This is a genomic window from Psychromonas sp. psych-6C06, assembly GCF_002835465.1.
Taxonomy (GTDB): domain Bacteria; phylum Pseudomonadota; class Gammaproteobacteria; order Enterobacterales; family Psychromonadaceae; genus Psychromonas.
Window position 1 is genome coordinate 333398 of the sequence record NZ_PIZM01000001.1, and the last position, 13620, is coordinate 347017.

Consider the following 13620-nt stretch of genomic DNA (forward strand, 5'->3'; position numbering starts at 1 on the left):
AAGATAAACTGCCCTAATAACCTATGTCATAAGATATTATTAATCATATTGCTCATTGTTGATAGCTGACTCGATCTGCTCAACGTAGTTTTTTGTTGATAATAGTGGCAGTGGACGCCCCAAGTTGAAGCAAGCATTAACATGTTTGATAGCGGGTATTTTGCCGTCCTTTCTAAACACGTCAGTGGTTGTCGCTTTAAGTTCAGCTAAATCGATGCGATGTTCAGCAGCAAAGGTTTCAACACTTTTATAGGTTTTCGTTTCCGAAAAAATATTGGCAAAGTCACTGTATCCCATTGTATATCCTTAATCTTTAAAAAGGCGTTTGTGAATAATTACTATTCTCGCGCTAAATTTGATTGAAAATATTAACAGAATTGTTGCCAGTGGGTTACTTTAATTTAAGCTGTTAATTAACGGCAGGCTTGAATGTCGCCTCATTGTTATAAAAAAGCATACTGAGAAAGGTGTCATTGATCCATTCTTCGCCCATGCTAGTATTGAGTTAAAGTGGACATGGTAACGCACCCCTTGTTCGTTTAGATTTTTCATATCATCGCAGACTTTTTTCTAAATTTATTAAACAAGTATTCAGCAAAAGGTTGTAGATAATCACACTAAAGGAAAGCGCATGAAGCATTTTAAGGTCATTATTACTTGTTCATTGATGTTACTTATTTCGGGGAAAATAATGGCCACAGAAGAGATAAAATACCAAACATTAACGCAACAGGATAACTTTGAACTCCGTTTGTATGAACCTTATTTGATTGCTGAAGTCATTGTGGATACTGAATTTGATGAAGCGGGTAGTGATGCGTTTAAGCCTTTGTTTAAATACATCTCCGGTGATAATAAGTCACAGCAGGATATTGCCATGACTGCGCCTGTTTCACAGGAGGCGTCGGGAGAAAAAATTTCCATGACATCCCCTGTTGAGCAACAAAAATCTGCAGATAAATGGGCTGTGAGCTTTATGATCCCTGATAAATATACGCCTGAAACCGTGCCTGAGCCAACCAATACTAATGTCACCATTCGTGAGGTGCCTGCACGCTATATTGCCAGTATTACTTACTCGGGATTTTGGAGCGAAAGTGGTTATCAAACTCATTATAAAAAACTTCAACAGTGGATGGACGATGCGGGATACAAAGTAGTCGGAGAGGCGATATGGGCACGTTATGATCCGCCTTTTAAACCTTGGTTTTTAAGACGAAATGAAATTCTTATCCCTATCGAAAAACCAAGTATTTAAAAGCAATCGGTATCTTAATAAAAAGCCAACTGCTGGAGCAGTTGGCTTTCTGTTAATAAATTAGAATAATGAATGAAAGCTAAGGCGTTTCATTCATTATCAACTTGATGGTTAATCCATTGCTAATTTAACCAACTTAGCTTTACGTCGTCTGATTTGCAAAAACGCCATTAACCATAACAGTAGAAGCGTGGGAATATATAACCACTGTTTCGCAAGCGAGCCATCGACAGGCATTTCAACCGATAATATAGTTTGATCCCAATCTAAGCCCATCTCTGCTCCCGGGCTATCAAAGGCAACATCGTCAATCATCATCTTGCCATCGGACTCAATGATTGTTAATCCCATATGTTCAAGGCGAGCTTTTCCTGTTTCACCTTTAATCGGCAAATGGACATAAAAGGTAACCGGATCGCCTATATCACTTAATCCACTGACCTTCATTTTCATATCATTCCCATCAAAGGCACGATCTAACTCAGTCACGATATTATAAGGTTCAACCTCAACATAAGAAGGTGATATTTTCTCCATGAAATATCCGGGTCTAAATAGTGCAAAAGCCAGTACTATCATGAGCATCACTTCTAGCCAGCTACAGTTATCAAAGAAAAACTTTTGCGTCGCCGCAGTAAAGACTAATATCGCTAAGGTGGCGATAATAAACACGCCTATCCCTTCCAACCAACTGACATCAATTAATAAAAGGTCGGTATTGAAAATAAACAGGAAGGGTAAAATAGCAGTACGTAAACTATAGAAAAATGCAATGACACTGGTTTTAATTGGTTTACCACCTGAAATTGCAGCTGCCGCGAATGAAGCCAAACCCACTGGTGGGGTAACATCGGCCATAATACCAAAATAGAAAACAAACAGATGCACCGCAATCAGTGGCACTATTAGCCCATTTTGCTGCCCAACTTGAACAATCACTGTTGCGAGTAAAGATGATACAACAATATAGTTCGCCGTGGTTGGTAAGCCCATGCCTAAAATTAGGCTTAATACACCCACAAAAATCAGCATCAGTAGGATATTACCGCCCGAAATCATCTCTACAATACTAGCCAGTGGCGCTCCAACATTAGTTAACGCAACGACACCAACAATAATACCGGCTGTCGCTGTTGCGATACCGATGCTGATCATATTTTTAGCACCAATCTCTAATCCATCAAACAGATCTTTAACACCTGCTTTCCATTGCTGGGTTAATTTAGTTTCACCTCTAAAGTAGGCAAATAATGCCTTTTGGGTTAGCAGAATAACAATAAGTACCGCTGTTCCCCAAAATGCAGAGGTCCCTGGCGATAAACGCTCAATCATTAAACACCAGATTAATACAATCACCGGCAGTAAAAAGTGTAAACCAGAATTCACTGTCTCTTTTACCGGGGGTAAATGAACGATTGGTGCATTGGCATCTTCTAATTCAAGTTCAGGGAACTTGGCACACCAGTAAGCAATGGCAATATAAGCAGTAGCAATTAATACACTAATCACATAAACCGATGCATCACCTGCTAGGGTTTTAATCCAACCTAAACCAAAATAAACGGTTAATGCTAATAAACAGAAAGAGAAAACAATCAGTGCCGCATTACGTAAACGAATTAATACAGCAGGAGGTTGTTTAGCACGCTGTAATCCGTGCATTCCTGCTTTCATTGCTTCTAGGTGAACAATATAAACTAATGCGATATATGAGATAAGTGCTGGAATAATGGCATGTTTAACCACTTCAAAATAACTGATCCCCACATACTCCACCATCAAAAAGGCGGCCGCGCCCATCACTGGAGGCATAATCTGCCCATTAACTGATGAAGCTACCTCAACAGCGCCCGATTTTTCTGAGGAAAAGCCGACCTTTTTCATCATCGGAATGGTGAAGGTACCCGTTGTCACCACATTCGCAATCGATGAGCCGGAAATTAATCCCGTTAAACCCGATGCAATAACCGCCGCTTTTGCAGGTCCACCACGCAAGTGCCCCAATAATGAAAATGCTGTTTTTATAAAATAATTACCGGCGCCTGCTTTATCTAACAACGCGCCAAATAAAACAAATAGGAATACAAACTTAGTTGAAACACCCAGTGCAATACCGAACACGCCTTCTGTGGTTATCCATTGCTGGTTAACAATCGTAGTTATCTTATTCGCATTGTGTGCTAATAGTTGCGGTAAGTTTGGCCCCATAAAATTAAAGGCTAAGAAAATAAGTGCAATCACCGCTAAAGGAGCACCTAAGCTTCTTCTTGTCGCCTCTAATAGTATTAAAATACCAGCAACACCGGCAATTAAGTCCATTTGATTAGGGATACCAATGCGGTTTACTAAACCATCGTAAAAGATAAAGTAGTAACCACCCAAAAAAGCACCGAATAAAGCTAATATCCAATCAAGCGTAGGGATCCTATCTTTATTTGAACTCTTGAATGCAGGGTACGATAAAAAAGCTAAAAATAGTGCAAAGGCTAAATGAATTGAACGCGCCTTGGTATCATCAAAAACGACATTCAATGGTAAGCCAAGGTTATTCAAAAATTGTTGTAAAATAAATGGAAGCGGGGAGGAGAAATAAAGTTGAAATAACGACCATGCAATCGCCGTTATACTGATTAATAATTTAATTTTACCATGGGCATGTCGCCCGCCGGTCTCGGTTTGCTCAACTAGCTCTTGCAGTTCAGCATCATTCATCACATGAATCTGTTCGCGCATAATCACTTCTTTGAATTGCTTAAAAGACAAAAGGCAGTGAAAAATCAACTGCCTTTAAAATAAGAGAATTTAAACGGGGAAATTACATCCAACCACGTTCTTTATAATATTTAACCGCGCCATCATGAAGTGGTGCTGATAATGCATTTTTAATCATATCTTCTTCTTTTAGATTAGCAAAAGCAGGATGTAACTTTTTGAAACGCGCAAAGTTATCAAATACCGCTTTTACCACTTGGTAAACTGTTTCGTCATCAGTTTTTGTTGAACTTACAAACGTTGCAGCAACACCAAATGTTTGCACATCTTTATCTGTCCCTTTGTACATGCCACCAGGGATAATTGCTGGTGCATAGAATGGGAAATCAGCGATTAATTTATCGATTTCAGGACCGGTTACTGGTGCGATTTTAGAATCACAAGAGACGCCCGCTTCTTTGATTGCACCCGATGGATGACCTACTGTATAAGTGATCGCATCTAAATTGTTATCACATAATGCAGCCGACATTTCAGCTGCTTTAAGCTCCGATTTTAAGCTGAAATCTTTCATTTGAAAGCTTTTAGCATCCATCACAACTTCCATTGTGCCGCGTGTACCAGAGCCTGGATTACCCACGTTAACGCGCTTGCCTTTTAAATCATCAAAGCTGTTAATACCAGAATCAGAGCGAACGACTAAAGTAAAGGGTTCAGGGTGAACAGAGAAAAGTGCACGAAGTTCTTTATTTTGTTTACCTTCAAATTTACTCGTACCGTTGTAAGCATGATATTGCCAATCAGACTGAGCAACGCCCATGTCTTGCTCGCCAGCACCAATTGCATTGATATTGGCAACTGAGCCACCTGTTGAAGGTGCGTTACATTTAATGTTGTGATCTTTAATACCACGATTTACTAACTTACAGATAGATTGACCAACGACATAATACACGCCCGTTTGACCACCCGTACCGATTGTGACAAATTTTTGCTCTGCAGCGGTTACCATTGACGTTGATAAAACTAATGCGCCCAAGATTGAGCGTTTAAAGATCTTATTCATTAATGTTCCCTTTTGGTTGAAATAAACGACCTATTATGGCGTTATCCATTAATGAAACAAGCTTGAAAAGCAGTATTTGCGATCAAGATAGAGTAATCAGAATTTAAAAAGTGTAACAAAACTGGTAACTTGGCTTTATTATTACTCATTTATAGATAGCAGGTTGCTTTTAAAGTTCATCGTCTTTTGATTTGAACGTTGTTAATGGACAAAATGATATAATTTTAGCCAAGTAAAATCATTAGATAAGAAACATGGAGTAAGTAAGGGAGATAGTTAAATCGCATTAATATTTCCGGCTTACACTTTGTCATTGTAAGCAACTACTTTTTTAATAAATTGTACATGATCGAGGCTGGTATTTTTCTGTAAACTCTGGCGTGGTCAATATGGCACATTAAATAGTTCGCTTTAAAACATTATGAGTACACATTATTAGCCCCTATTTAGGGGTTGTTGCTTGAATTTTTTGAAAAAAATGTACCAATAAATGAACTGATTTTACATTCTTATCGTATAAGTTAAGTATCTAATATTGTATATATTGGGGCACAAACAAATATGATACGTATATTCATTGCACCTATACAATAAATAACAAATAACAGATTAACTAAATCAACAATTACTTTTAGCAGGGCTGATAAATAACATTATGGTAACTTCACAGAAAAGTAAAAAAATCGCAATCATAGGTGGTGGTATAGCAGGCGCGTCTGTTGCTTTATACTTAAGTGAAATAGGGCTTGAAGTCAGTTTGTTTGAAAAAGGAACAAGCCTAGTCAATGGTCCCCCCATCTGTCATTTACATGCTGGTGGCAACTTATATCGTGAAATATCCGATAGCCAATGCGTCACCTTATTAAAAGAGTCTATCGAAACGCTTCGTTTGTTTCCTGACTCAATTGATTATCGTCCGACAGTCATTGCTGTACCTAAAAGAGACAGTGGTGACGCACTTGCACTTTTACCACGTTTAAAAATGTTAACAAAAGAATATGAGCAGCTCATACAGAAAGATGCTCATAATGAAGTCCTTGGGGCCGCCAAAGATTACTATCGTTTATTTGAGTTAGAAGAGATGCAGCAATTAGCATTGCTTGATGAAGTCCCTGTCCCTTCTACACCAGAAGAGTGGATGATACCGATTGCTAAGCATGTTGATCTAACCACACTTAAATTTCCCTTAGTGCTTGTGCAAGAATTCGGTTGGAATGTCTTCAGATTGGGGGCAAGTGCCGTATTATCATTAGAAAAGAACCCGAAAAGCAAAATTCTACTGAATACCCAAGTTACTCAATTAACACACTCTCAAGACAAAGGATGGAAAGTCTCATTTGAACAAGAGCAACAACAATCTGCTGAATATTTCGATTATATAATTAATGCTGCAGGCTTTAAAAGCGGTGAAATAGATGACGCAGCAGGTTTCCATAAACACCGTTTTGTCGAGTTTAAGGCCGCTTATGTAACGCAATGGGAAGGTACCGGTAGCTTTTGGCCTGAAGTTATTTTTCACGGTGAGCGTGGAACACCTCACGGAATGGCTCAATTTACACCTTATCCAGACAACGTAATACAGTTACATGGTATGACTGAAAAAATCACCTTGTTTGATAAAGGACTAATTGCCAATGATGAAAACAGCGCACAACCTAAACTTGATAAGTATTTCTTAGACAAAATTTATAAAGGCTGGTCTTTGGATGAAGTTAAACTTCGCACTGAGAGAGCTATTGAGCATATGGCAGAGTTTATACCTCGCTTTTCAGCAGCAAGGGTAACGGATGTACCGCTATTTGGTGCACAGCAGATACCGGGTGATGATGCCAATCTTCGCGCCGCTGGTGTTTCATTTGAAGATAATAACTACGCAAGATGTGAAATAGTGAAGGCCTCTTCCGTTTTAACCTGTGCTGATGAAATAACGAAACAGTTAATTAAATTAGGTTATGTTAATCAATCGGTTCAAGGCTCGAGAAAGTTTTCGATTACTAACTCCATTAGTGATGAAGCGATTACCCAACGGGCTTTAACCTACACCAAGCAACGTGGGTATCCAAGTGGATTAGCTTATCGAAATATTAAACAAAAATTTAATAAGAAAGAGTTGCAAATGAGTTTTGCTTAATAAAACCAACAACATCACTTTATTAAGCATTTATTTTAACTCTGCCAGACGATAATAATACAAGCCTACTTCATTAAAAAACGGGCTGTAATTGATCAGAAAGAATCAAAAGCGAGCATTAAGTTCGCTTTTTGCTTTAAACACCCCCGTTTTCGAAATCTGAAAATTTTTTTATACCATTCGAAATTAGGTGGCAGATTTAACTTCTTTCTTGATCTGTATTGGCGTAATAGCCCATTAGTATTTCCGTGAAGCCCTCACTGCCATGAGCAGTAAGGAACTACAAAGTAAACACCACACCTTAAGTCTTCAGTCATCACTTCATGATAAGCAAACTCCTTACCGTTATCCGCTGTGATGGTTAGTACTGCATTTTTAAAGAGGTAATGTCGTTAACCTTCTTTATTTAGCTCATGAGGATTTACTTAAAGCTATAAGAAGGGCTGATATTTATTCAAAGTCTTCAAATCAATAGGCATAGAAATGAAGCGACTAAGCATTGACTTGACCTCTTTATCTAACCCATTAATTACTAAAGGCTCAGAAAAATTTGTTGAGCTAATCAATATTATTGCAACCATAGAGAGAACATTGGATACATTAAAATGGGCTCAAGAACACTTCCCCTTATTGCTTGTAGACCAATGTCATCCATCCACAAGCGATGATTCTGAAGGCAACGATATTGTTCTTATCGACTCTCAATGAAAGGTTAAAGTTAGAATTCAAGTATGTGATGTGGTATCAAATAAAGCATTTCAAAATGGTAAAGAAAAAAGTGATATTAAGAATTTAGGATGTGTAAATGGTGTTCCTGATGATGGCGTAAAGCGATACATTGCAACGTCTTCTGAATTTACAAATGTGTTGAATTCATCTAAACGAAAATGGACTTGAATGTGTTACAGCTATTGCCCAATAAATATATCAAATACCTCAACAGTGCTACTAAAAATTATACCTGCATCTGTTGTGGCTAAGTAGAATTAGCCACAATTTCTATGGCTCTATCTCAGAAAAGGGCACAAAGCGCCTTAGAAATTTTGCAGTTTATGATTCCAATTGCACTCAATACTTGAATTATACTCCTCCATTTTCTTTTTGTCATAATACACCTCAATAATTAGATTATATTCCATCATTAAAGTACCCTGTAGAATTAATCCAGAGTATTATTATGCGGGTTACTATAATATTAAAAATAATTGTAGTTGTAGAATAAAAACTAGGCTGTCGAGCTTGAACCGGCGATATATCTCTTGTGTATCTTTCTGTAGCGGAGTAAAATACAGTGTCTTTAAACTTCATCGTAGGAATTACTCTAGTGCAAATTACGCCGCCTTAAAATCCTTCCCTCTGTTTTATTAATACCTAAGTACCTTGCTTATCTTCGCGCACTCTTATCACTGCATTTTTGCAGGTTTTCTTGCGCCAAAATTTTACGTTAAAAGTACACACCATATGCTGATTTTCTTTGGTAATGGTTAGCTGTATGAATTATTGGAACTCTCATGTTTAAAAAAATCAAAATTAACTGGATCTCAAATGTCCGAGGCGATCTGCTTGCTGGCATTGTCGTCGCACTCGCCTTAATTCCAGAAGCTATTGCATTTTCTCTCATTGCAGGGGTTGATCCGAAAGTAGGCTTGTATGCTTCATTTTGTATCTGTGTTGTTATCGCCTTTAGCGGTGCGCGTCCTGGAATGATTTCGGCAGCCACCGGTGCCATGGCATTGCTGATGGTCACGCTCGTTAAAGATCATGGTCTCGAATACCTGTTAGCTGCTTCCTTGTTGACAGGAGTCATACAAATTTTAATCGGTTATCTGAAGCTTGCCGATCTAATGAGGCTTGTATCACGATCTGTAATAACAGGTTTCGTTAATGCCCTGGCCATTCTTATTTTCCTGGCTCAGCTTCCCGAACTGACCGATGTGACCTGGCATGTCTATGCTATGACCGGCTTCGGCTTAGCTATTATCTATCTGTTTCCTTATATTCCTACTATCGGAAAAGTCATTCCTTCTCCTTTAGTATGCATAGTGGCCTTAACGGTTGTCGCTAGCTATACAGGCATGGAAATACGGACCGTTGGTGATATGGGGAATTTACCCGATTCACTTCCTATCTTTCTATGGCCGGATGTACCTTTAACATTAGAGACACTGCAGATTATCCTGCCTTATTCACTCGCATTAGCTATTGTCGGGTTGCTTGAATCTATGATGACAGCGACCATAGTAGATGATTTAACCGATACCGATAGTGACAAGAACAAAGAATGTAAGGGGCAGGGGATTGCGAATATTAGTGCTTCATTGATGGGTGGTATGGCAGGCTGCGCCATGATCGGACAATCTATTATTAATATTAAATCAGGGGGACGCGGGCGCTTGTCGACTCTAAGCGCAGGAGTGTTCCTCTTGATTATGGTGCTGTTTATGGATCAATGGCTCAAACAGGTGCCCATGGCGGCACTCGTTGCGGTGATGATCATGGTTGCGATCAGCACCTTCTCCTGGAATTCCATTATTGATATTAAGCGTCATAGCATGCCTGCTAATGTCGTTATGATCTCAACTGTTGTGGTAGTTGTCGTGACTCATAATTTAGCGATTGGTGTGTTGATAGGGGTGGTGCTGGCTTCACTTTTCTATGCTAATAATAGCCGAAGTATTATGGCCGTCAGTGATGAGGTGATTAAGGAAGGAGAACATATGACGCATAAGGTTCATGGACAGATCTTTTTTGCATCATCGGATCACTTCTATGAGATGTTTGATTTTGAAGAGGTGGCAGATAAAATTACCTTAGATTTCACCTCTGCTCATTTCTGGGATATAACTGCTGTGGCTTCACTAGATAAGCTAATATTAAAGTTTAGAAAGCTAGGTGCAAGTGTTGATATTGTTGGCATGAATGAAGAGAGCTCTGCCCTTATAGATAAATTCGCTATTTATGATAAACCTGACAAGCTTGCTAAAGTCGGGACGGGTCATTAAAGAAACTGCTCTAGTAGCTTGAGGGTAGTGTTCAAAAATCTGTGCCATTCCTGTTTTAGTACTATCTCAGAAAGGGGCACAAAGCGCCATAGAATTTATGTGCACTTTTGATGTATCTAACGTCCGCTGTTCCGACAAAGCAGACGTTACCTTTAAGTCATTCCGCCCCCAAGCGTATTTATAATATGCAAAATAGGTAAAAATATTACTTAACCACATAGTTTTATAAAAATTTAAAAAAACTGCAATATCGGCAATTTGCATGCTGTTCGTTATCTTTTTTAGAATGTTTTATGTGCATAACATGACATATTTATTAATAACTTAATATGTTATTTGTGTTTCTAATACAGTAAACCTATGTTTAGACTTTAGTTAATTTAAAGTCAAATTACCGTATGGATACAATGAGGCATTATTATATGGTTATAAAATCGATATTTTTCTACGTATTACTCACCTTCTCGTTAAACGCTCAATCTACCACCTACACAGTCACTACAGATAGTGATCAAGGCGCAGGCTCACTTCGATATTTCATCGAAAAGGCCAATGCTAATCCAGGGGAAGATATTATCGAAATACCGGCTTCATATAATGCACAATCACCTATTTCGCCTAATTTGGGTGAAGTCCCTTCAGGTCAAACCGACAACCGAATGACAATTACTGATGATATTATCATTCGAGGATTAGGCGATGATTATGTCCACATTAATGACCATCAACGCTGGGTTTCTGATACTGGCTCATTTAATACTGGTTATCCGGATGATCCTAACAATCTGGTTCTAAGATCATCTGGTCTTTTATTTGACATTAATCCTCGAAATACCGCAGGGCGCACCATCGATGTCACCATTGAAAATGTGTGGGCAGAACACATGTCAGGTTTTATCTTTTCCGATAACGCTAATGTAACACTCAATAACGTTATCCTATATAGGATAGTGCCTAGGCAAGGAGAGGCATCCATCATGTCTACTCAAGATGGCTCTGTTACAATAAAAGATTCATTTATATTCGAAAATCTTGGTCCAAGATCAGCACCTACCCTTATTTTTAATAGTGATGTTTTTATTGAAAATACGGCTTTTGAATCTAATGGACCATTGGTTGAAAGCACTGCCAGTCATGTTATTCAAGTTAGTCAAGATAGTTCAGGCAGCAGCACAACGGCAGTCATCAAAGATAGTATATTTAAAGGCTTATTTAATTCTACTTTTAGATTTAATGAAGCTGATGCACAAATTATAAATACTTTATTTGATGGAAGGGATGCTAATAGAGGTTGGCCAATCTATGTCAATAAAGGAAAATTGACGCTAACCAATAGTACGCTGTATTACCCGACTATTACTAAAAATGTAGACCCTGCTACTTACAAAGCGACCCATATAGAGTTAATCAATAGTGCTCAGCTTATAGCCAATAACAATCTACTCGTTATAATCGATGGTGCAAATAATGTTGGCTCTGCAATTTATCCAACTGATTGGGACGATACAACTATTTACCCATTATCAGAGAACAACAATAACTTTATTTCGACACCTGGTGTCGATGACACCCCAAATACTGGCCTGTCACTTGCAGGGTGCGTTACAACTAATTGTTTCGTTCCAAACACGCTTTCAATAGCGCTTGTTGATAAAGGCGACGACGCTAAAGCGCTATATGCCGATGGAAGCTCAATCACATCAGATTACCTCAAGCAAACCCGCCCACAGGGGGTGAGTATCGACATTGGCGCATTCGAAAAACATGAATCTCTTTATGCTCACCCAGATAGCTATGAGGTTGATCAAGATACTAAGTTGATTGTATCTAGCCAAGATGGAGTGCTTAAAAATGATACCAATGAAAATTCAGCAGCCGCTACATTAGACCAAGATGCTTTGTATGGAAGTGTCACATTGAATGCAGACGGCAGTTTTGAGTATCAACCTGATGCTGACTATTATGGCAATGATGAATTTTATTATTCAATCAATACTAGCCAAGCAAAAGTATCAATAACAATTCTCTCCACTGGTTGGACCCTTATCCCTAACAATGCAGCGCCAATTGCGAATAATGATAGCTACTCACTTTACGCAGACAGTATTGATACCATTGTTGCACCAGGTGTGTTGTTTAACGATACAGATGATGCGAATACACAAGATCCTTTTTATGCCGGTTTAACTGCACGAATCTATAAACAACCAATGCATGGGTCGGTAACACTTAAGGAGAGTGGTGAATTTATTTACACTCCTGAACCTGGTTTTATAGGCGATGATAGCTTTGAATATGATGTTACAGATATTGGATCAAGACATAGTTACCCTGCTACTGTCAATCTTCATGTGCAAGCTGGTGTTCCTCATGGGGGGAAAGTCATTGCAGGAACCACGAATGGCGGGTCTTTGAATATTTGGGGATTGATTACACTTATATTTGTTTTAGTTATCAGAATGAGAAAATCGCTAATTGCATTACTGCTAAGCACATTGCTTCCCTTTGCAAGCATCGCAAAAGCCGAGACACAAGGTGAGTTTTATGCCTCTATCAACCCTGGTGTTTCACTTCTTTCTCCAGATATCGAACATGGAGGCTGGTCTCAGTCAAATGACGAAAGATTTTCAATTGGCGCCTCTATCGGTTATCAATTCGACACAAATATGAGCCTGCAACTCACTTATCGGTGGCTAAATAGTGCCGACTTGAATGCTAATTACATACAATACACAGACATGAGCATCGATTATCAAAATTACAGTGTAAACGGTATTTATCGTGTGACACAGCTATGGGGAGAGCAATTTTCTCCCTATGCAAGTATTGGACTGGGTTATTTAGATGTAAGTTCTAGTAATATAGCTTTTGAGGTAGACAAAAATGTACATCCTAATTTCGGGTTAGGCGTTAACCTAATTGAATTAGGAGAGTTCAAATCTGATTTGTTTTGGAATTACCTTTCAGGTGATGTTCAAACTGTTGAACTCGCCTTTATTTATAAATTTTTATAATTTGGCTAGCTACGTGAGGTGTGTTAATTCCAGTACACCTTACGGTGTTTAATTTTAAGCTATTAAAATGAATGCCAGTAAATAGCGCCATTGATTACATACTCTCTAGCTATATGCTCCGAAACGCCTCATAACTAGATAAAAAAACAGCTTATTTCATGTCTGCTATAGGCTCACAACGGACTTTTAAATAACGAGCCATGATATCCATTTCTAAGGCGCTTTGGGGGCGAAAGCGAGTTAGTTTTTTGAAGTAAAAAGTGTAAACCGAGTTATGGGGCATTGTTATATTCTAAGTCAAGTCGGGAAATTACATCGTGAAAATAATAAGAAAAAGTTTAATCGCTTCTTTATACGGTTAGGAAAGAATAAAAGTGAATTTCGTCATAAAAACACCCTTGCACGATTAGTGGGGTATTTAATAGTAGTCATACCAG

8 protein-coding genes and 1 pseudogene are annotated in these 13620 nt (G+C 38.5%); 5 read left to right on the forward strand and 4 right to left on the reverse strand.

Annotation, left to right across the window (positions count from 1 at the left end; all coding sequences use genetic code 11):
• Positions 1–39: 39 nt before the first annotated feature.
• Complete coding sequence (locus tag CW745_RS01435) at positions 40–297, reverse strand: hypothetical protein (protein WP_101106608.1); 258 nt, start codon at positions 295–297, stop codon at positions 40–42.
• 334 nt (positions 298–631) lie between these two features.
• Between CW745_RS01435 and CW745_RS01440 the strand changes: the two genes are divergently transcribed.
• Positions 632–1258, forward strand: coding sequence for a heme-binding protein (locus CW745_RS01440; RefSeq protein ID WP_101106609.1), 627 nt, complete (start codon positions 632–634; stop codon positions 1256–1258).
• Between the two features lie 111 nt (positions 1259–1369).
• Here the strand turns inward: CW745_RS01440 and CW745_RS01445 are convergent, their stop codons facing one another.
• Together CW745_RS01445 and CW745_RS01450 are read right to left on the reverse strand one after the other, a co-directional pair.
• Entirely contained in the window at positions 1370–3991 is a 2622-nt protein-coding gene (locus tag CW745_RS01445) for a TRAP transporter permease (RefSeq protein ID WP_101106610.1), read from the reverse strand.
• An 82-nt stretch (positions 3992–4073) separates the two neighbouring features.
• On the reverse strand, positions 4074–5036 hold the full coding sequence (locus CW745_RS01450) for a TAXI family TRAP transporter solute-binding subunit (RefSeq protein ID WP_101106611.1): 963 nt from the start codon (positions 5034–5036) through the stop codon (positions 4074–4076).
• A 655-nt stretch (positions 5037–5691) separates the two neighbouring features.
• On the opposite strand from CW745_RS01450, the gene CW745_RS01455 reads away from it, so the two are divergent.
• Positions 5692–7167, forward strand: coding sequence for an FAD-dependent oxidoreductase (locus CW745_RS01455; protein WP_101106612.1), 1476 nt, complete (start codon positions 5692–5694; stop codon positions 7165–7167).
• 260 nt (positions 7168–7427) lie between these two features.
• On the opposite strand, the pseudogene CW745_RS16870 reads toward CW745_RS01455, so the two are convergent.
• Positions 7428–7538 (reverse strand): annotated as a pseudogene (locus CW745_RS16870) (IS30 family transposase); the annotation flags it as partial.
• Positions 7539–7650: 112 nt separating this feature from the next.
• On the opposite strand from CW745_RS16870, the gene CW745_RS01465 reads away from it, so the two are divergent.
• The 3 genes from CW745_RS01465 (at position 7651) to CW745_RS01480 (ending at position 13183) form a co-directional block, all read left to right on the forward strand.
• Positions 7651–7875 (forward strand): hypothetical protein, encoded by a 225-nt coding sequence (locus CW745_RS01465; protein ID WP_101106613.1) that lies wholly within the window; start codon positions 7651–7653, stop codon positions 7873–7875.
• Positions 7876–8678: 803 nt separating this feature from the next.
• The gene (locus CW745_RS01470) at positions 8679–10169 is read left to right on the forward strand and encodes a SulP family inorganic anion transporter (RefSeq protein WP_101106614.1); all 1491 of its coding nucleotides are present in this window, start codon (positions 8679–8681) and stop codon (positions 10167–10169) included.
• A 422-nt stretch (positions 10170–10591) separates the two neighbouring features.
• Entirely contained in the window at positions 10592–13183 is a 2592-nt protein-coding gene (locus CW745_RS01480) for an Ig-like domain-containing protein (protein WP_101106616.1), read from the forward strand.
• Positions 13184–13620 lie beyond the last annotated feature (437 nt).

Excerpts from the sequence above, each read along its gene's own strand:
- CW745_RS01435 (WP_101106608.1), bottom strand. The coding sequence starts at position 297 with ATGGGATACAGTGACTTTGCCAATATTTTTTCGGAAACGAAAACCTAT.
- CW745_RS01480 (WP_101106616.1), top strand. The coding sequence starts at position 10,592 with ATGGTTATAAAATCGATATTTTTCTACGTATTACTCACCTTCTCGTTA.
- CW745_RS01440 (WP_101106609.1), top strand. The coding sequence starts at position 632 with ATGAAGCATTTTAAGGTCATTATTACTTGTTCATTGATGTTACTTATT.
- CW745_RS01465 (WP_101106613.1), top strand. The coding sequence starts at position 7,651 with ATGAAGCGACTAAGCATTGACTTGACCTCTTTATCTAACCCATTAATT.
- CW745_RS01450 (WP_101106611.1), bottom strand. The coding sequence starts at position 5,036 with ATGAATAAGATCTTTAAACGCTCAATCTTGGGCGCATTAGTTTTATCA.
- CW745_RS01445 (WP_101106610.1), bottom strand. The coding sequence starts at position 3,991 with ATGCGCGAACAGATTCATGTGATGAATGATGCTGAACTGCAAGAGCTA.
- CW745_RS01470 (WP_101106614.1), top strand. The coding sequence starts at position 8,679 with ATGTTTAAAAAAATCAAAATTAACTGGATCTCAAATGTCCGAGGCGAT.
- CW745_RS01455 (WP_101106612.1), top strand. The coding sequence starts at position 5,692 with ATGGTAACTTCACAGAAAAGTAAAAAAATCGCAATCATAGGTGGTGGT.